Origin of the sequence: Mycobacterium sp. 134 (genome assembly GCF_048282715.1) — a bacterium.
Classification (GTDB): domain Bacteria; phylum Actinomycetota; class Actinomycetes; order Mycobacteriales; family Mycobacteriaceae; genus Mycobacterium; species Mycobacterium septicum.
Map to the genome: position 1 here is coordinate 4,113,180 of NZ_JBLVUN010000008.1, position 17,750 is coordinate 4,130,929.

19 protein-coding genes are annotated in these 17,750 nt (G+C 66.9%); 9 read left to right on the forward strand and 10 right to left on the reverse strand.

Features of this window, described 5'->3' with window-relative positions; genetic code table 11:
* Positions 1–3: 3 nt before the first annotated feature.
* Positions 4–195, reverse strand: a complete 192-nt coding sequence (locus tag ACNQVK_RS24415) for a ferredoxin (RefSeq protein WP_418031578.1) — start codon at positions 193–195, stop codon at positions 4–6.
* Positions 196–206: 11 nt separating this feature from the next.
* Positions 207–1,463: a cytochrome P450 gene (locus ACNQVK_RS24420; RefSeq protein WP_418031579.1), complete on the reverse strand. Its 1,257-nt coding sequence runs from the start codon at positions 1,461–1,463 to the stop codon at positions 207–209.
* 87 nt (positions 1,464–1,550) lie between these two features.
* Between ACNQVK_RS24420 and ACNQVK_RS24425 the strand changes: the two genes are divergently transcribed.
* A complete protein-coding gene (locus ACNQVK_RS24425; protein ID WP_211153883.1) occupies positions 1,551–2,087 on the forward strand; it encodes a TetR/AcrR family transcriptional regulator in 537 nt (178 codons plus the stop codon).
* A 36-nt stretch (positions 2,088–2,123) separates the two neighbouring features.
* Positions 2,124–4,346: a glycoside hydrolase family 3 C-terminal domain-containing protein gene (locus ACNQVK_RS24430; protein ID WP_418031580.1), complete on the forward strand. Its 2,223-nt coding sequence runs from the start codon at positions 2,124–2,126 to the stop codon at positions 4,344–4,346.
* On the opposite strand, the gene ACNQVK_RS24435 is transcribed toward ACNQVK_RS24430, so the two are convergent.
* Entirely contained in the window at positions 4,334–5,515 is a 1,182-nt protein-coding gene (locus ACNQVK_RS24435) for a CaiB/BaiF CoA transferase family protein (RefSeq protein WP_418031581.1), read from the reverse strand. The two genes, ACNQVK_RS24430 and ACNQVK_RS24435, sit on opposite strands and share 13 nt — an antisense overlap.
* Before the next feature lie 55 nt (positions 5,516–5,570).
* Here ACNQVK_RS24435 and ACNQVK_RS24440 point away from each other — a divergent pair, with 55 nt between their 5' ends.
* The 4 genes from ACNQVK_RS24440 to ACNQVK_RS24455 all read left to right on the forward strand — a co-directional run bounded on the left by ACNQVK_RS24440 (position 5,571) and on the right by ACNQVK_RS24455 (position 9,418).
* The gene (locus tag ACNQVK_RS24440; RefSeq protein WP_418031582.1) at positions 5,571–6,710 is read left to right on the forward strand and encodes a phosphotransferase; all 1,140 of its coding nucleotides are present in this window, start codon (positions 5,571–5,573) and stop codon (positions 6,708–6,710) included.
* A 43-nt stretch (positions 6,711–6,753) separates the two neighbouring features.
* The gene (locus ACNQVK_RS24445; RefSeq protein ID WP_276129626.1) at positions 6,754–7,311 is read left to right on the forward strand and encodes a TetR/AcrR family transcriptional regulator; all 558 of its coding nucleotides are present in this window, start codon (positions 6,754–6,756) and stop codon (positions 7,309–7,311) included.
* 136 nt (positions 7,312–7,447) lie between these two features.
* Positions 7,448–8,932: an aldehyde dehydrogenase family protein gene (locus ACNQVK_RS24450; protein WP_418031583.1), complete on the forward strand. Its 1,485-nt coding sequence runs from the start codon at positions 7,448–7,450 to the stop codon at positions 8,930–8,932.
* A gap of 75 nt (positions 8,933–9,007) precedes the next feature.
* Entirely contained in the window at positions 9,008–9,418 is a 411-nt protein-coding gene (locus ACNQVK_RS24455; RefSeq protein ID WP_418031584.1) for a nuclear transport factor 2 family protein, read from the forward strand.
* Between the two features lie 86 nt (positions 9,419–9,504).
* Here the strand turns inward: ACNQVK_RS24455 and rlmN are convergent, their stop codons facing one another.
* Together rlmN and ACNQVK_RS24465 are read right to left on the reverse strand one after the other, a co-directional pair.
* Positions 9,505–10,596 (reverse strand): 23S rRNA (adenine(2503)-C(2))-methyltransferase RlmN, encoded by a 1,092-nt coding sequence (gene rlmN / locus ACNQVK_RS24460; protein ID WP_044517560.1) that lies wholly within the window; start codon positions 10,594–10,596, stop codon positions 9,505–9,507.
* Between the two features lie 13 nt (positions 10,597–10,609).
* On the reverse strand, positions 10,610–11,461 hold the full coding sequence (locus ACNQVK_RS24465; protein WP_418031585.1) for a LysR family transcriptional regulator: 852 nt from the start codon (positions 11,459–11,461) through the stop codon (positions 10,610–10,612).
* Positions 11,462–11,658: 197 nt separating this feature from the next.
* On the opposite strand from ACNQVK_RS24465, the gene ACNQVK_RS24470 reads away from it, so the two are divergent.
* Positions 11,659–12,609: a DMT family transporter gene (locus tag ACNQVK_RS24470; RefSeq protein WP_418034300.1), complete on the forward strand. Its 951-nt coding sequence runs from the start codon at positions 11,659–11,661 to the stop codon at positions 12,607–12,609.
* On the opposite strand, the gene ACNQVK_RS24475 is transcribed toward ACNQVK_RS24470, so the two are convergent.
* From ACNQVK_RS24475 to ACNQVK_RS24490, 4 genes are all read right to left on the reverse strand, one after another.
* Positions 12,520–13,398 (reverse strand): phosphatidate cytidylyltransferase, encoded by an 879-nt coding sequence (locus ACNQVK_RS24475; RefSeq protein ID WP_418031586.1) that lies wholly within the window; start codon positions 13,396–13,398, stop codon positions 12,520–12,522. The genes ACNQVK_RS24470 and ACNQVK_RS24475 overlap by 90 nt on opposite strands.
* Positions 13,398–13,955, reverse strand: coding sequence for a ribosome recycling factor (gene frr, locus ACNQVK_RS24480; RefSeq protein WP_044517557.1), 558 nt, complete (start codon positions 13,953–13,955; stop codon positions 13,398–13,400). The genes ACNQVK_RS24475 and frr overlap by 1 nt, the downstream gene beginning before the upstream one ends.
* Positions 13,956–13,970: 15 nt before the next feature.
* A complete protein-coding gene (pyrH, locus tag ACNQVK_RS24485; RefSeq protein WP_044517556.1) occupies positions 13,971–14,720 on the reverse strand; it encodes a UMP kinase in 750 nt (249 codons plus the stop codon).
* 147 nt (positions 14,721–14,867) lie between these two features.
* Positions 14,868–15,560 (reverse strand): class I SAM-dependent methyltransferase, encoded by a 693-nt coding sequence (locus tag ACNQVK_RS24490; protein WP_418031587.1) that lies wholly within the window; start codon positions 15,558–15,560, stop codon positions 14,868–14,870.
* Positions 15,561–15,605: 45 nt separating this feature from the next.
* Between ACNQVK_RS24490 and ACNQVK_RS24495 the strand changes: the two genes are divergently transcribed.
* Positions 15,606–16,037, forward strand: coding sequence for a MarR family winged helix-turn-helix transcriptional regulator (locus tag ACNQVK_RS24495; RefSeq protein WP_418031588.1), 432 nt, complete (start codon positions 15,606–15,608; stop codon positions 16,035–16,037).
* A gap of 73 nt (positions 16,038–16,110) precedes the next feature.
* Positions 16,111–17,232 carry a glycerate kinase gene (locus ACNQVK_RS24500; RefSeq protein ID WP_418031589.1) on the forward strand — a complete coding sequence of 374 codons (1,122 nt, stop codon included), beginning with the start codon at positions 16,111–16,113 and terminating at the stop codon, positions 17,230–17,232.
* Between the two features lie 52 nt (positions 17,233–17,284).
* On the opposite strand, the gene ACNQVK_RS24505 is transcribed toward ACNQVK_RS24500, so the two are convergent.
* On the reverse strand, positions 17,285–17,740 hold the full coding sequence (locus tag ACNQVK_RS24505) for a DUF350 domain-containing protein (protein ID WP_418031590.1): 456 nt from the start codon (positions 17,738–17,740) through the stop codon (positions 17,285–17,287).
* Between the last annotated feature and the right edge of the window lie 10 nt (positions 17,741–17,750).

Here is a 17,750-nt window from a genome sequence, read left to right on the forward strand (position 1 = left end):
AAGTCAGCCCTGCATCCGCAGGGCGGTCGCCGGGCATTGAGTCACGGCCTGCTGCAACCGTTCCCGGTCGCTCTCCGGGTGATCATCGCCATGGATGTGCACCCAGCCCTCGTCGGAAACCTCGAACACGTCCTCGGCGATCGATTCGCAGATGCCATGCCCGGTGCACTTGCCCAGATCGACTTCGACGCGCATCGGGCGCCGGCCTACGCGACGTGCGCGGGCACGCGCTTGATGCCGTGCACGAAGCTGCTGTACAGCAGTTCGGGCTCACCAAATTCGACGGTCTTCAGCCGGGTCAGCAGCTCGCGGAACAGGTGCCGCAACTCGGTCTTGGCCAGTTGGTTACCCAGACAGAAGTGCGGGCCGCCACCGCCGAACCCGACCTGCGGATTGGGAGAACGGCTGAGGTCGAAACGCCGAGGGTCGGTGAACACCGACTCGTCCCGGTTGCCCGAGCAGTAGAACAGGCCTACCTTCTCGCCTGCCCTGATCTGCTGGCCGGCCAGCTCGACGTCCTCGGTGGCGTGCCGCGCGAACTGGATCACCGGGGTGGCCCACCGCACGAATTCCTCTGTGGCCAGACCGATCCGGTTGTCGAAATCCTCCAACAGCCAATCCTTCTGGTCCGGATTGGCAGCCAGCGCCAGCATCGCATGGGTGGTGGTCTGCTTGGTGGTGTCATTGCCCGCCGAGGCCAGCAGGATCAGGAACGCCCCGATCTCCTCATCGGTCAGCCGGTGCCCGTCGACCTCGGCGTTGACGATGCTGGTCATCAGGTCGTCACCGGGATTGGACCGCCGGAACTTGGCCAGCTCCACACCCGTGTTCGAAATCAGCATGATCTCGTTGATGGTGGCCATGGCCCGCTCTTCGAGCGACGAGTACTCGTCATCGCTCATGCTGAACAGCTTCTCGGCCGCCTTGGCCAGCGCGGGCTGATCGGCAGCGGGTACACCGAGCATGTCGGAGATCGTCCGCATCGGCAGCTGCGCCGAGCATGCCTCGACGAAGTCGACGTCCCCGGCACCGATCAGGTCGTCGACGACGGCAACAGCGTTGCGGTGAATCTGCTCCTCGATCTTGCGCACATTGCGTGGGGTGAACGCCGAGCTGATCAAGCGTCGGTACGTCGTGTGCTCGGGGGGGTCCATCATCAGGAAGAAGGTGGCGAACTTCTGCACGTCGGCCGGCATCGGATCCAGCGCAACGCCCTGGGTCGAGGTGAACAACTCGGGGTGCTGGCTCACGAACTGGATGTCGGCGCGGCGGGTGATGGCCCAGAAACCGGGCTCCTCGACGTCGAACAGCGTCGGCAGCGGCTGATGCCAGCTGAGGCCCTCACCGGCGCGCAACTGCGCGAATGTCTCGTCACGCTCGGCGAAGGGCCGGCTCCAGAAATCGTGCGACGTGATGTCGAATGGGCTGTATTCGCGTGCCTGCGGTGAGCTGGCAACTGTCACGGTGTTCCCTCCTGCACGGGCGTCCGACAACGGTGTCGCGCCACGAATTAGCGTGACAGTTCGTCGATAGTTTGTAAAGCTGTGGGCATGGCGGAAATATCGTCCATCGACGACGACAGCAGCACCCGCGGACGGATCCTGGCCGCGACCGCCGAGGTGCTCGGCGCCAACGGCATGACCAAGCTCAGCCTGTCCGAGGTCGCCCAGCAGGCCGGGGTTTCCCGGCCCACGCTCTACCGCTGGTTCGCCTCCAAACAGGAACTGCTCGACGCATTCGTGGTGTGGGAGCGCAAGTACTACGAACAGGCCGTGGCCCAGGCCTCCGCCGACCTGCCCGACAACGAACACCTGGACGCCGCACTGCGCACGGTCGTCGAGTATCAGCAGTCCTATCCGGGACTACGCATGGTCGACATCGAACCGGAACATGTCATCAAGCGCCTCACCCAGGTGATCCCGCTCATGCGGGAACGCCTGCAGCGACTGACAACCGGGCCGGATGCCGACATCGCCGCGGCCACCGCGGTGCGGGTGGCGGTCTGCCACTACCTGGTGCGCAGCGACGACGCCGACGATTTTCTGGCGCAGCTACGCCACGCCGCCCGGGTAAAACATCAGCATTGACCAGGTCTTTTCACTTCCGGCACTACCCTGGTCTCGGTGACGGACTCAGCTGATCCCATCGTCGGGCTCGACCTGGCCGAGCAGGCCGCGCTGGGCAGCGGCGCCAGCTTCTGGACCACCAAGGCGATCGGCGCGGTGCCCGCGATCGTGCTGACCGACGGCCCGCACGGGGTGCGCAGGCAATCCGGCAGCGCCGCAGATCATCTGGGCCTGTCCGATAGCGAGCCGGCGACCTGCTTTCCGCCCGCGGTCGGACTCAGCCAGACCTGGGATCCCGAATTGGTGGAGCGAGTCGGCCGGGCACTCGGCGACGAAAGCCGCGCACTCGGCGTGCACGTGCTGCTCGGGCCGGGAGTCAACATCAAGCGTGACCCACGGTGCGGGCGCAACTTCGAGTACTACTCGGAGGATCCGTTGCTGTCGGGGACGCTGGGCACGGCGTGGGTGCGCGGTGTCCAGAGCCGCGGTGTCGGTGCATCGCTCAAGCACTTCGCGGTGAACAACGCCGAGCACGACCGGATGCGGGCCAGCTCGGACGTCGACGTCCGGACGCTGCGGGAGATCTATCTGCGGACTTTCGAGATCGTGGTGCGCCAGGCCAGGCCCTGGACCGTGATGTGTTCCTACAACCGGATCAACGGGGTCTACGCGTCCGAGAACCTCTGGCTGCTGACCACGGTGCTGCGCGACGAGTGGGGTTTCGACGGCGTGGTGGTCAGCGACTGGGGCGCGGTGGCGGACCGGGTGGCGGCCGTGGCCGCGGGCCTGGACCTGGAGATGCCCACGACCGGCGGCCTCTCCGACAGCGAGGTGGTGAACGCGGTGCATGCCGGATCCCTGGACGCCGACGTCGTCGCCCGCGCCGCGGGGCGCGTCGCTCAACTGATCCAGCGGGTCACCGAAACCGGCACCGCCGCAGCTTCATTCAGTGCTGTCGATATCGAAGCGCACCACGAGCTGGCCCGCGAGGCGGCACAGCGGGCCATCGTGCTGCTGAAGAACGACGGCGATCTGCTGCCGCTGGCGCCGTCGCCGCTGGCGGTCATCGGCGAGTTCGCCCAACAGCCGAGGTATCAGGGGGGCGGGAGTTCCCATGTGAACCCGACCCGCCTCGACATCCCGCTGGACGAGATCCGCAGGCTCGCAGGCGATCAGCCGGTGAGCCACTGTTCGGGAAGTGACATCGCGGCCGCGGTCGGTGCCGCTGAATCCGCCGACACCGCAATCGTCTTCCTCGGGCTCACCGCCGAAGAGGAGTCCGAGGGCTACGACCGCGAGCACATCGATCTGCCCGCCGCCCAGCTGGATCTGCTCCGGGCCGTGGTCGAGGTCCAGCCCCGCACCGTGGTGGTCCTGTCCCATGGCGGCGTGGTGCGCCTCGACACCGTCGCGGCCCTGGCCCCGGCCGTCGTGGACGGGGCCCTGCTCGGGCAGGCCGGGGGCGGCGCGCTGGCCGATGCACTGTTCGGCGTCGTCAACCCGTCGGGCCGGCTGGCCGAGACCGTGCCACTGCGGCTGCAGGATTCACCCGCCTACCTCAACTTTCCGTCCGAATCCGGCCATACCGTCTACGGCGAACGGATATTCGTCGGCTATCGCTGGTATGACAGCAGGGACATGCCGGTGGCGTTCCCGTTCGGCCACGGCCTGTCCTACACCCGGTTCGATTACTCCGGTCTCGAAGTCGACGCCGTCGGCGAGGGACTGTCCGTGCGGCTCACGGTGACCAACACCGGCGCCCGGTCTGGCCGTGAGGTGGTGCAGGCCTACGTCGGGCTGCCCGGATCCACCGTCGGCAGGCCAGTGAGGTGGCTGGCCGGTTTCGCCGCGGTGACGATCGAACCGGGCGAGCAATGCGCCGTCGAAATCCCGGTCAGTCGAAGCGAACTCGCGTACTGGAGCACGACGGCCGGGCGCTGGGTCGTCGAATCCGGCGAGTATGCCGTGTCGGTCGGCGCATCGAGCCGGGACCTGCGGCTGGCCGCGACCGTGGCATTGGCCGGCGATGAACCGACCCAGCCGTTCACCCGCGATTCGACGCTGGCCGAGCTGCTTGCCGACCCGGCGGCGGCGCGGACGATTCTCGCGATACTGGGCAGCTCGTCCCCGTTCGGCACAGCCGATTCCGCTTTCGGCAGCAATCTGCTGCGAATGCTGGAATCGGTGCCGATCGGGCGGATGGCCGCATTCTCGGCAGGCAAGATCACCCGCGAGCAGCTCGATGAACTGCTCGCGGGCATCAACGCTCAGCGATCCTGACCACCGCGCAGCTCGGCCAGGATCTCGTCCGTGTGGGCGCCGAGCGCCGGGGCGACCATGCGCGGCTGCCACGGGGTGGCCGAGAAGTCGGCCGGGCTGGCCACCATCGGCACCGTCGAAAGTCCGTCGGGGACTTCGACAATCCCGCCGGCGGCGTGGAACTGCTCGTCGGCGATCACGTCGTCGAGACTGTTGATCGGTGACCAGAAGAAGTCGGGTTCCTCGTCGAACAGTGTTGCCCAGTGCTCCATCGGATGCTCGGCGAAGATGGCGTCCAGATCGGTGATCAGCTCGCGGGCGTTGACGTATCGATCACGCGCCGTGGCGAAACGTGCGTCGGTCAGCCAGTCTTCGCGGGCCACCACGCGACACAGTGCGGGCCAGTGCCGGTCCCCCTGGAGCCCGACGATCCAGAACCGCCTCCCGTCACCGGTGGTGTAGTTGTTCATGCACGGGTTGGCCATCGCCTCACGCTGACCGATCGCGATCTGCTCACCGCTCATCAGCACGGTGTTGAGGTCGAAACTGACGGTGTAGGCGCCCTGCCGGTAGAGCGAGGTGCTGACCAATTGGCCGGTCCCGGTGCGATTTCGGGCCAGCAGTGCGGCACACACCGCAGCCGCCAGCGTCATCCCCGCGGAGTGGTCGCCCATCCCGCCACGCTGGAACGGCGGGGTGTCCCCGGGCCGGGTGAGCAGGTCGGCAAGCCCGGCGCGGGCCCAGAACGCGGCGACGTCGTAGGCCGCGCGGTCCGCCTCGGGTCCGGTCAGTCCGTATCCGGTGATCAGCCCGTACACCAGGCGCGGATTGCGTGCCGCGACGGTCTCGAAGTCGAGGTCCAGCCGGCGCAACGCGGCCGGCCGCACGTTGGTCAGGAAAACGTCTGCGGTGGAGAGCAATTCGCCTGCGGTCTCCCGCCCCTCGGCGGTACCGAGGTCGAGCACGATGCTGCGCTTGGACCTGTTGTCCATCTCGAAGGGCGGGTTGGCCGCCACACCCAGGTCCGGATCCAGGCCGAGCATGCGGCCGAAGGTTCTCGCCGGGTCGCCCGAGGGTGGTTCGATCTTGATGACATCGGCGCCCCAGTCGGCAAGGAGCGCGCCGGCCGCCGGTGCGGCAACCCAGACACCCAACTCGACGACCCGAAAACCCTCCATCGGACCCGCCATGCCGCTCCTTCCCGAAACCGCTTTACAATTTCGATCGCAATTGTAAACTTGCCGGATGCTCACATCGGCCCGCCGCCTCGTCCCCGCTGCCGGCCTGGCCGCACATATCGGCCACGGCGTGCAACGTATCGCAACCGACGCGGTCATCGGGCGCATGCGGTCACTGCCCCGCCGGATCGCCGACCTCGACGCGGCCTACCTGTCCGAACTGACCGGGTGCCGCGTCGAATCGGTGTCGGTGGTCGGCGGCGATGCGGGCACGTCGTCACGTGCCCGGCTGGCACTGTCGGGCACCGGCGTGCCGGAATCGGTCTTCGTCAAGATGCCCGCCGAGACAGGCGCCACCCGGATGATGGGCGAGCTGGGCCGGCTGGGACATACCGAGGTTCGGTTCTACCAGCAGCTGGCCGACGGCCTGCCCGGCGTTCCCCGCCCCTACGGCGCGGCCTTCGACGCCCTCACCGGGCGTTACGTGCTCGTCCTGGAAGACCTGGCACTGAGTCCCTGCGAGTTCCCGGACACCCTGCACCCGCTGGACAAGGACCGGGCCGCCATGACGGTTGAGCTGCTGGCCCGCGTGCACGCGTCGTTCTGGGGCCGCCTGCCGCAACAGAGCGGAACCGGGCCGCTGGGCTGGCTGTACTCGGCATCGGGCGACCACACCTCGTTGATGACCGGCTCCCTGTTGAAGATGTCGACCAAACGACTGGCCGAGAACACCGACATCCCGGTGGCCGACGGCCGATTCATCGACGAGAACTACCGTGCGGCGGCACAGCTGCTGGACCGCCCGCCGCACACCGTGATGCACGGTGACGCACATCCGGGCAACCTGTTCTTCCGCAACGGCGAAGCGGGCCTACTCGACTGGCAGGCGGTGCGCCGCGGCCATCCGGGCCGCGAGCTGGCATACACCCTGGTCACCTGCATGACCACGGCCGATCGGCAGGCCGCCGAGCGGGACCTGCTCGACGAGTACCGGCGGGCACTCGCCGCGGCGGGCGGCCCGACCCTGGAGCACGACGAGTTGTGGGAGCGTTATCGCCTCGGGGCGATCTATGCGTACACCGCACCCGTCATCACCGCCGGACTCGGCGGTATGCAGGACGAAGGCATCGCGCTGGAGGGTGCGAGACGGGGTGTGGCAGCTTTGGCAGACCTGGAGACTGTGGCAATACTCAAGAAGTTGCTGTGATGGTCCTACCATTTGGTGAACCACGATCAACCAAGGCCTGGACGTGAATGAACCTGTACCCGCGCAGCGGGACCTATCGCTAGACGACACCTCGACGCGTAACCGAATCCTGGTCGCGACTGCCGAGGTACTGGCTCGCAGCGGCCAGACCAAACTGAGCCTCTCCGAGGTGGCGCTGCAGGCCGGCGTTTCCCGGCCCACGCTCTACCGGTGGTTCGCCGACAAACAGGAGCTCCTCGCCGCGTTCGGCACCTACGAGCGCGAGATGTTCGACCACGGCATGAGCCGTGCCACCGTCGGCCTGAGGGGCACCGAGAAGCTCGACGCCGCACTGCGTTTCATCGTGCAGTACCAACAGTCGTATTCCGGGGTACGGCTGGTCGACATCGAGCCCGAAGTCGTGATCGCCCAACTGGCCAACGTCATCCCGCTGATGCGGGCGCGGCTGCTCAAACTCCTGTCGGGCGCCAACGCGCCGGTCAAGGCCGCCACCGCGATCCGGGTGGCGATCTCGCACTACATCGTGCGCAGCGACGACGGCGATCAATTCCTCGCACAACTGCGCCACGCCGTCGGCATCAAACAGCCCGACACGAACTGATCCGTCTCTACCGTTCGCCCATCGGTACCTCCTGCCCCCGCGTCAACGGCACTCTACGATCGCAGAGTCTTGCCGATCGGTCAATCCTTCTCCCAAAGGGGTGACACGACACGCAATTTTTGTAAAGCTGTCTCCTATGACTCAGGTGCAGAGTGACACCGGCGTGCTCGCCGGTGACGAGCGGATGCTCATCGACGGTGAACTCCAATACAGCGGCAGCGGTGCGAAATTCGACGTCATCCACCCCGCCAGCGAGCAGGTGGCCGGCCAGGCGACCGACGGCACGGTGGCCGACATCGAGCGCGCCGTGGGCGCCGCGCGAAGGGCATTCGACGAAACCGACTGGAGCCGCGACGTCGAGTTCCGCTACCACTGCCTGATGCAGCTGCACGACGCGCTGGAATCCGAGAAGGAGCGGCTGCGCCGGGTGCTGGTCACCGAGGTCGGCTGTCCGGTGACCGTCACGGGCTCACAGATCGAGGACCCGATCGGCGAGGTCAAGCACTGGGCCGAGCACGGGAGGAGCTTCGACTACGTCGTCGACAACGGCGTGCACCAGACCCAGCTGGGGCCGGCGCGACGCAAGATCGCCTACGAGCCGGTCGGCGTGGTCGGCGCGATCACCCCGTGGAACGTGCCGTTCTACCTCAACATCGCCGAGACGGTGCCGGCGTTGATGGCCGGCAACACCGTGGTGCTCAAGCCCGCGCAGCTCACCCCGTGGTCGGGTACCGAGTTGGGCCGCATCGTCGCCGAACACACCGACATCCCGGCCGGCGTGTTCAACGTCGTGGTGTCCAATGCCAACGAGGTCGGTGCCGCGCTGTCGGCGGACCCGCGGGTGGACATGATCACCTTCACCGGTTCCACCGCGACCGGGCGCGCCATCCTGGCCGCCGGTGCCTCCACGGTCAAGAAGACCATGCTCGAGCTGGGCGGCAAGTCGGCCCACATCGTGCTCGACGACGCCGACTTCAACTCGGCGCTCCCGATCGCCGCGATGATGGCCTGCGTCATGAGCGGGCAGTCCTGCATCCTGCCCAGCCGAATCCTGCTCCCCCGCAGCCGCTACGACGAAGGCCTCGAGCTCCTCAAGGGCGCGATGGAGAACTTCCCCGTCGGAGACCCGTGGACACCGGGCATCATGCAGGGTCCACAGATCAGCGCGACCCAGCGTGACAAGGTGCTGGGGCTCATCAAATCCGGCATCGATTCCGGAGCCCGCCTGGTCACCGGCGGAGGCATTCCGGAGAACCTGCCCACGGGCTACTACACCCAGCCCACCCTGCTCGCCGACGTCGACCCCGATTCGCAGGTCGCGCAGGAGGAGATCTTCGGTCCCGTGCTGACGGTCACCCCGTATGACTCCGACGACGAGGCGGTCGCCATCGCCAACAACTCCATCTACGGCCTGTCCGGGGAGGTTTCGTCCGGGGACGTGGACCGGGCCTTCGGCATCGCGCGCCGCATCCGCACCGGCAACGTCACGATCAACAGCCGCAGCCACTTCGGCATCAACAGCCCGTTCGGCGGCTCCAAGCAGAGCGGCCTGGGCCGGCGTAACGGCGAGGAAGGCTTCAAGGAGTACTTCGAGTCGAAGACCATCGGGATGCCGGAGTAGCCGTGCCGAAGGTGCACACAGATCGCGATCCGGCCCCAGAACACGATCTGTGTGCACGCTCGCGGGAGGAGAACGATGGACGAATTACAGATCAGCAATCTGCTCACGCGTTACGCGCGGGCAGTCGACTCCAAAGACTGGGAGCTGTACCGGTCGGTGTTCACCGAGGACGCCCACATCGACTACTCGTCAGCGGGCGCCATGGTGGGAACACGTGACGAGGTGGTCGACTGGTTCGCTGCCAACTTCGGGGTGATCCCGTGGAGCATGCACTACATCACCAACATCGAGATCCTCGAAACCGACGGGGACACCGCGAGCGTGCGAGCGATGTTCTACAACCCCATGCAGCTGCCGGGGATGGCGGAGATCAGTGCGTGCGGCGGGTACTACCACCACGAACTGGTGCGCACGGCCGACGGCTGGCGCAGCCGCAGCCTGCGCGAGGAGAATCTCTGGTTCACCAACCCGCCGGGTCAAGCCTGACGATACGTTGACATTGAATCCACGCAGACGCCTTCTCGGCCTTTTGCGACCTCAGTTCAAAGTCAACGCTGCGTCAACGCCTCGACTCAGCCCTCGGCGGCCAGCTGGCCACAGGCCGCGGCGATCTCACGCCCCCGGGTATCGCGCACGGTGCACGAGACCCCCTTGGCCTGAACGCGTTTGACGAACTCCCGCTCGACCGGTTTGGGACTGGCGTCCCATTCACTGCCCGGTGTCGGGTTGAGCGGAATGAGGTTGACGTGCACCAGCTGCCCCAGCTTGGCGTGCAGCTTCTTGCCGAGAAGGTCTGCGCGCCACGGCTGATCGTTGACATCACGGATCAGCGCGTACTCGATGGACACCCGGCGTCCGGTGACATCGGCGTAGTACCGCGCGGCATCGAGGACTTCGTCGACCTTCCACCGGTTGTTCACCGGCACCAGTGTGTCGCGTAGTTCGTCGTCGGGAGTGTGCAGGGAAACGGCCAGGGTGACGCCGAGGCGCTCGTCGGCGAGTTTGCGAATGGCCGGGGCCAGCCCCACCGTCGACACCGTCACCGAGCGGGCGCTGATCCCGAAACCGTTCGGCGGCGGGGCGATGATGCGCTTGACGGCCGCCAGCACCCGGTTGTAGTTGGCCAACGGCTCACCCATGCCCATGAAGACGATGTTGGACAGCCGCCCGTCATGCTCCAGCCGCATGGCCGACGACGCCGACCGCACCTGTTCGAGGATCTCGCCGGTGGACAGGTTGCGCATCAGACCGCCCTGGCCGGTGGCGCAGAACGGGCAGGCCATGCCGCAGCCTGCCTGCGACGAGATGCACACCGTATTGCGCTGCGGATAGCGCATCAGCACCGATTCGAATGTCGTGCCGTCGACCGCGCGCCACAGCGTCTTGCGGGTCTCACCCGCGTCGCACTGGATCTGTTTCACCGGATCGATCAGCGCCGGGAACAGTGCCTCGGCCACCTGATCCCGCACGGCGGCGGGCAGGTCGGTCATCTGCTTCGGATCGGCGATCAGGCGACCGTAGTACTGATTGGCCAGCTGCTTGGCACGAAATTTCGGCAGACCCAGCTCGGTGACGGCAGCAGCACGGCCGTCCTCGTCGAGGTCGGCAAGGTGCCGCGGCGGCATGCGGCGTCGCGGGGCTTCGAAGACCAATTCCTGCTTCATGTCTTTTCCAGTATCAGGCTTGTCCGGCGAGAACGTCATGAACGGTCCGCTCAACAGTGTCCAGGACTCCGGTGTCCACCCCGGCGCGGCCGCGGACGAACACCGATGCGCGGCTGGCCGGAGGCAGCCCCTCGGCCAGGCACAGCCCGTCGGGCAGTCGGCCGATCATCGGCAGCAGTGCCACGCCCAGGCCGGAACGCACCGCTGCGAACAGGCCGGACAGGTTCGCGGATTCGGCGGCGATGCGGTAGTCGGTCCCGCATCGGTCGAGCGTGGCGAACGTGGGTTCGCGCAAGGTGCACGGTTCGGAGAACATCACCACCGGCAACGGCTGGTTTGCACCCACGCCGAAGCCGCGGCCCGAAACCCACTTCAGCGCAAGCGTTCCGGAGGCATGAGCGGGATCCATTCCGGAACCGTCGAGCATCACGGCCAGATCGACCAGACCGTGTTCGAGGGCGTCGGCGAGCATGACGTTGCGGTCGAGGCGAAACCGCAGCCGCCAGTTGGGCAACCGCTCGCCCAGCGCCGCGGTGAGGGCGGGCAACATGACGTCGGCGCCGTGCTCGGTGGCGCCGATCAGCAGCACTTGTTCTTCGGCCGCACCGAGATCGGCCAGCGCCGCGTCGTGCGCGGCAAGGATGCCCCGGGCGTGACCGAGAACGCGATGCCCCAGTTCGGTGAAGGCGACACCGCGCCCAGACCGTTCGACGACGGGACCGCCGACGACGGCCTCGATCCGCCGTACGTGCTGACTGACGGCGGACTGCGTCATGTGCAACACCGCGGCGGCGCGGTGAAACCCGCCACAGTCCGCCACCGCCACCAGGCTGCGCAGCGGTGCGATATCCAGCACCTGACCCATGCGGCCAACGTACTCCGATCAGTGCTTACGATCAAAAACCAGGCGTTTCCTTCTATTCACCGAGTTATTCCGCTTGATTGATTAGCATCAACGATCAATCGCGATTGCCGATAATCGTTGGACCGCACGTGGGGAGCTCACCCACCATTGGCGTCATGGCGCCCACTGCACTGCGCACGCACGGAGCAATCCAGCCGATGCCGATGCGCACGGCGACGACCGTGACGTTCTTCTACGCCCTGGGTTATCCGATCGGCAACCTCGCGGTGCACGCGCTCTCACCGATGGCGGTGTTGGCCTTCCGGTTCGGGCTCGCGGGCATGTTCCTCGGGACGTGGGCGGCACTGGCCCGGGTCGGCTTTCCCACCGGCCGCAAGCTGCTCCACGTCGCGGTGGCGGGTCTACTCATGCAGGCCGTGCAGTTCTGTGCCCTGTACATCGCGATTCAGCATGGCGCCCCGGCGGTGCTGTGCGCGGTCGTCATCGCGATGAACCCGGTCGCGACCGCACTGCTGGCGGCAATATTCCTGCGCGATCGGTTGACGCCGCGCCGGGTGCTCGCCTTGGTGCTCGGCGTTGCCGCCGTGCTGGCGGCCTGCGCGACGAGGCTGGTGCAGTCGGGCGGAATCGACCCCGCGGTCGGATTGCTGTTGGCCGCGCTGCTCGGCCTGGCCGCCGGCGGGGTGTATCAACAGCGATTCTGCTCCGATGTCGACTTCCGGGCCTCGACGTCCGTGCAGAACGCCGTCGCCTTCATCCCCGCCTTGGCGCTTGCGCTCACCACACCGGTCGAGGTGCATGACGCCACCAAGGCCGTGCTGGCGGTGGCCGGCGTGGTGCTGCTCAACGCCATGCTCGGGGTGTCGCTGTACGTGCGGGCCATCAATCTGCACGGCGCCTCGGCGGTCGCGATGCTGTTCTGCGTCATTCCCGCCGTCGCAGGGGTGTTGTCCTGGTTCATGCTCGGCGAGCGGGTGAACCTCGGTATCGCCGCGGGACTGGTCTTGGGTGCGGTCGCCTGCTGGCTGAACGCCTCAGGTGCACGCAGCGGACGCAACCTAGGCGAGCAGCGTCAGCACAATCCAGCCGACGACAGCGGACGGCAGCATCGCGTCGATGCGGTCCATGATCCCACCGTGGCCCGGTAGCAGCGTGCCCATGTCCTTGATCCCGAGGTCACGCTTGATCTGCGATTCGACCAGGTCACCGAGCACGCCGGTGATGACCAGCAGCAAGCCCAGCGGCACACCCACCCACGCGGGCTTGTCCAGCAGGAACGTCACAGAGAGAACGGCAGCGGCGGTACCGAACAGCAGTGAACCGCCGAGGCCCTCCCAGGACTTCTTGGGGCTGATCGCCCGCGCCAGCAGGTGTTTGCCGAACAGGACGCCCGCGACATAACCGCCGATGTCTGCGAAGACGACCGTGACGATGATCGTGAACACCCGGGCTCCGCCGTGGTCGGCGAAGATCAGCAGCGCGGTGAAGGCCGCGAACAACGGCACCCAGGTGGCGAGCAGGATCGTGGCGGCGACATCGCGCAGGTAATTGACCGGTTGCTGGTCCAGCCCCTGCCCGACCAGACGCCACACCATGCAGACGACGATGGTGCCCCCAAAGGCACCCAGCAGACCGGCTGCCCCGAACGGCCAGGTCAACCAGATCATCGCCTGGCCACCGAGTAGCAGCGGGACGGCGGGCAACACGTAACCGTGTTCGCGCAGCCGCCGGATCACCTCGTGGGTGGCGATGGCGATGGCCACCGCGAGCAACGGCAGCCACCAGATCGGCGCGAACAAGAGGGTCCCGATCGCCAGGGCGCCGAGGACGACGCCGACGGCGATGGCGGCCGGGAGATCACGGCCGGCCCGGGATTGTTTTTTCTGCGGTTCTCCGACCGGTGTGTTTGTCACGAAAGGTATTTGCTGATCGGCCACTAGACCTCCAGCAGTTCGCCTTCCTTGTGCTTGACCAGGTCGTCGATCTGGCTGGTGTAGGTGTGGGTGGTCTTGTCGAGGTCCTTCTCGGCCCGTCCGACCTCGTCCTCGCCGGCCTCGCCGTCCTTCTTGATCCGGCTGAGCTCTTCCATGGCCTTGCGGCGGATGTTGCGCACCGACACCTTGGCGTCCTCACCCTTGGACTTGGCCTGCTTGACCAGGTCGCGGCGACGCTCCTCGGTGAGCTGCGGGATGGAGATCCGGATGATGCTGCCGTCGTTGGTCGGATTGACCCCGAGGTCGGAATGGCGGATCGCGTCCTCGATCGGCTTGAGCTGCGACGCCTCGTAAGGCTTGATGACGACCATGCGCGCCTCGGGAACGTTGATGCTCGCCATCTGCGTGATCGGCGTCATCGCCCCGTAGTAGTCGATGTTGATACGGGAGAACATGCCGGGATTGGCCCGGCCGGTCCGAATGGTGGACAGGTCGTCACGGGCCACACTCACGGCCTTTTCCATCTTCTCTTCAGCGTCGAAGAGAGTTTCGTCGATCACGTCGGCTTCTCCCGTTTAGGTGGTGACCAGTGTTCCGATCTTCTCACCCGCCACCGCGCGGGCGATATTGCCTTCGGTGAGCAGGTTGAACACCAGCATCGGCATCCGGTTGTCCATGCACAAACTGAAGGCGGTGGCATCGGCGACCCGCAGGCCGCGATCGATGACCTCGCGATGGCTGACCTCGGTGAGCAGCTCGGCGTCCGGATCCTCACGCGGGTCGGCGGTGTAGACGCCGTCGACGGCCTTGGCCATCAGCACCACGTCGGCCCCGATTTCCAGGGCGCGCTGCGCAGCGGTCGTGTCGGTGGAGAAGTACGGAAGGCCCATGCCGGCACCGAAGATGACGACGCGACCCTTTTCCAGGTGCCGCACGGCCCGCAACGGGATGTACGGCTCGGCGACCTGACCCATGGTGATGGCGGTCTGCACGCGGGTGTCGATGCCTTCCTTCTGCAGGAAGTCCTGCAGCGCAAGGCTGTTCATCACGGTCCCGAGCATGCCCATGTAGTCGCTACGGGTGCGTTCCATCCCGCGCTGCTGCAGCTGGGCGCCGCGGAAGAAGTTGCCGCCGCCGATCACGACCGCGACCTGGACCCCGCTGCGCACGACGGCGGCGATCTGGCGGGCTACCTGATGCACGACGTCGGGGTCGAGACCGACCTCGCCGCCGCCGAACATCTCTCCGCCAAGCTTCAGCAGAACCCTCGTGTAGAAGGGACGAATGGGTGCTGCGCCCTCGCCGGCGACATTCGGATCCGCCATCGGTCTCCTCGGCACTCCTCGCATGTAGAGAGCCACCCGGGTTACCCCTGGACGGCCTCTCTATCCTGCCCTATGGCGGGCAGCACACCTAGCGGGGGGAGCCCTCGCAGACCGAGTGTCGCCGGCGGGACCAGGTCAGCCCGGCAGCTACCCGAGGTGCGCCTGAAGCAGCCAGGCGGCGATCGATTTGCGGTTGTTGCCCTCGTCGCGGAGGTCCATTCCGGCGAAATCGGCGAAGTTGGCGAATTCCGCCGGCACGTGGGAGTGGATGCGGGCCGGCCGGACATCGTCGATCACCCAGTACTTGCCGACGACCTCGCGCAATTCGTCCTCGCTGACCGGATTGGCGGGTCCGGTGTCGCCCATCGTCGCCTTGTCGAACACCAGCACGAAGTAGGACGCGCCCGGTGCGGCAGCCCGCACGATCGACTGCTGGTAACCGTCGCGAAGTTCCACCGGCATGGAGTGGAACAGCGTGCTGTCGACGATGGTGCCGAATCGACCGTCGTAGCCGGTGAACGCGCTGATGTCGGCAACCTCGAAGCTGGCGTTGGTCAGGCCCCGCTTGGCCGCCTCCGCCCGCGCCATTTCGATGGCCGTGGCCGACTGATCCAGCCCGACGGTGGTGAATCCCCGTTCCGCCAGGTCCAGGGCCGTGGCCGCCTCACCGCAACCGGCGTCCAGCACCTCCCCGTGGAACTTGCCCTCGGCGATCAGGGCCGCGATCTCGGGCTGTGGTTCGCCGATGCTCCACGGCGGGCGTGCCCCGGCGAACTCGGGAGCCTCACCGCGGTAAGCCGATTCGAACATTGCGTCAGACATTTCGCTTGGTGTGGTCATATGTCCGGTATATCAACCTGGTTGATATGTGTCAATATGCTTGATATGAACTCCGACATGGGTGGCATCCTCGAGGAACAGCCCCTCGGATACCTGATGTATCGCGTCGTCGCGGTGCTGCAGCCCAAGGTCGCCGCACAACTGCAACCGCTCGGGCTCACACTGCCGGAGTTCGTCTGCCTGCGACTGCTGTCCATGGCCCCCGGTCAGTCCAACGCGGAACTCGCGCGCCACACCAACGTCTCACCGCAGGCCATGAACAACGTGCTGCGCGGACTGCAGGATCGCGGCGCGGTACGCAGACCGGCCACCGTGGACTCCGGACGGGCGCTGCCGGCCGAACTGACGGCCGAGGGAACTGACTTGCTGAAACGGGCCGAAGCCGCGGTGCTGGCCGCCGAGGACGAGGTGCTCGAGGGGCTGGACGCCGAGCAGCGACGCGAACTCAAGCGGCTCCTGGCCCATGCCGTGACGTGAACTCCCCTGGCCGGCCCGAGGCGGTCCGCTACGGCGCGCCGGGCGGCGCCACAGTGGGTAATGTCGCCAGCCAATGAAGATCGTGCTGGCCCCGGACTCCTTCAAGGAGTCGATGACCGCGTCGCAAGCGGTGGCGGCGCTGCGCGAAGGCGTCCGGTCGGCACTTCCCGACGCCGAGTGCATCGGGGTACCGATGGCCGACGGCGGTGAAGGCACCGTGGACGCCGTCGTCGACGCACTCGGCGGGGATCGCGTCACGGTCGAGGTCAGCGATCCGCTCGGACGCCCGGCGCGCGCCACCTACGGCTACGTCGCCGAACACCGCCTGGCCGTGATCGAGATGGCCAGCGCCTCCGGCCTGGAGCTGGTGGCGCCGGCGGACCGGGACATCCTGCGCGCCAGCACATTCGGAGTCGGACAACTCATCGTCTCGGCGCTGGATCAGGGCGCGACCGAGCTGTTGATCGGGATCGGCGGTTCGGCGACCAACGACGGTGGAGCCGGCATGCTCACCGCCCTGGGCGTGTCCTTCACCGACGCCGACGGCGCCGCACTGCCGCCCGGTGGTGCGGCACTGGTCCGGCTGGAGCACATCGACGTCTCGGGTATAGATCCCCGATTGGCCGATGTCCGGGTCCGGATCGCGTCCGACGTCACCGCGCCGCTGCTCGGAACCGGTGGTGCCAGTGCGATTTTCGGCCCGCAGAAGGGGGCCACTCCCGACGATGTCGAGGTGCTCGAAGCCGCGCTGGCCCGGTTGGTGGAGGTGACCGGCACCGCACTCGGCCACGCCCGGCCCGACCGCCCGGGGTCCGGTGCCGCGGGCGGCCTGGGCTTCGGCCTGCTGGAGTTCCTCGCCGCCGACTGCGCTCCCGGTGTCGAAGTGATCGCCCAGACCGTCGGACTGGAGCAATCGCTGACCGGGGCGGACTGGGTCTTCACCGGCGAGGGCAGCGTCGACGCCCAGACCATGTTGGGAAAGACGCCGTTCGGCGTCGCCCAGGTGGCTGCGCGCACCGGCGCCCGGGTGGTGATCTTCGCCGGCCGGGTGGCCCCCGACGCCGACGTACTGCTGGCCAACGGCGTCGACAAGCTGGTGGCGATCACCGCGCCGGGGACCCCGCTCGATCAGGCCTTGCGTGACGGCCCGGCGGCATTGACCCGGGCGGCCGCCGAAGTCTGCCGGACCCTGTAGCGCGAGCAGACAGTTAGGTACCCGAAATCCACTGTCTGCTCGCGGGGAAAGGCTAGAGAATCGCCGCCGCGATGATCAGGCCGAAGGCCACATAGGAAGCCGTCACGACCAGGACCTGTGGGGTGAACCTTTCGGAGGCCAGGACGCCGCCGATGTCGATCCCCTTGATCGCGCCGACCAGCCGGACCGAGAACGCCTGGGCCGCAATGCCCAACAGGCCGAACACCAGCGTGGTGATCAGGCCCTGGATAAGGTCACCCGACGAACTGTAGATGGCCAGCACGATGATGAATGCCATCGATACCACGCCGGAGGCCGCCACCGCAGCGGCGTTGGGACGCCCGGCCTGCACCAGGGTCCGCAACGGGCCCGGGGTGGTCCAGTCGATCACGTAGAAACCCAGGACCATCAGCGCCACACCGACAATCGAGTACAGCACGATCGCCGACACCCCGTGACCGAGGACCGACCAGTAATCAGAGCCGAGCGCAACCAGAGTGGTTGTCATAGGGGTATTC

Bases quoted from the DNA above. Each gene is read 5' to 3' on its own strand.
- ACNQVK_RS24500 (WP_418031589.1), top strand. From the start codon at position 16,111: ATGAAGATCGTGCTGGCCCCGGACTCCTTCAAGGAGTCGATGACCGCG.
- ACNQVK_RS24490 (WP_418031587.1), bottom strand. From the start codon at position 15,560: ATGACCACACCAAGCGAAATGTCTGACGCAATGTTCGAATCGGCTTAC.
- ACNQVK_RS24470 (WP_418034300.1), top strand. From the start codon at position 11,659: ATGCCGATGCGCACGGCGACGACCGTGACGTTCTTCTACGCCCTGGGT.
- rlmN (WP_044517560.1), bottom strand. From the start codon at position 10,596: ATGAAGCAGGAATTGGTCTTCGAAGCCCCGCGACGCCGCATGCCGCCG.
- ACNQVK_RS24455 (WP_418031584.1), top strand. From the start codon at position 9,008: ATGGACGAATTACAGATCAGCAATCTGCTCACGCGTTACGCGCGGGCA.
- ACNQVK_RS24465 (WP_418031585.1), bottom strand. From the start codon at position 11,461: ATGGGTCAGGTGCTGGATATCGCACCGCTGCGCAGCCTGGTGGCGGTG.
- ACNQVK_RS24440 (WP_418031582.1), top strand. From the start codon at position 5,571: ATGCTCACATCGGCCCGCCGCCTCGTCCCCGCTGCCGGCCTGGCCGCA.
- ACNQVK_RS24450 (WP_418031583.1), top strand. From the start codon at position 7,448: ATGACTCAGGTGCAGAGTGACACCGGCGTGCTCGCCGGTGACGAGCGG.
- ACNQVK_RS24505 (WP_418031590.1), bottom strand. From the start codon at position 17,740: ATGACAACCACTCTGGTTGCGCTCGGCTCTGATTACTGGTCGGTCCTC.
- ACNQVK_RS24435 (WP_418031581.1), bottom strand. From the start codon at position 5,515: ATGGCGGGTCCGATGGAGGGTTTTCGGGTCGTCGAGTTGGGTGTCTGG.
- ACNQVK_RS24495 (WP_418031588.1), top strand. From the start codon at position 15,606: ATGAACTCCGACATGGGTGGCATCCTCGAGGAACAGCCCCTCGGATAC.
- ACNQVK_RS24415 (WP_418031578.1), bottom strand. From the start codon at position 195: ATGCGCGTCGAAGTCGATCTGGGCAAGTGCACCGGGCATGGCATCTGC.
- pyrH (WP_044517556.1), bottom strand. From the start codon at position 14,720: ATGGCGGATCCGAATGTCGCCGGCGAGGGCGCAGCACCCATTCGTCCC.
- ACNQVK_RS24425 (WP_211153883.1), top strand. From the start codon at position 1,551: ATGGCGGAAATATCGTCCATCGACGACGACAGCAGCACCCGCGGACGG.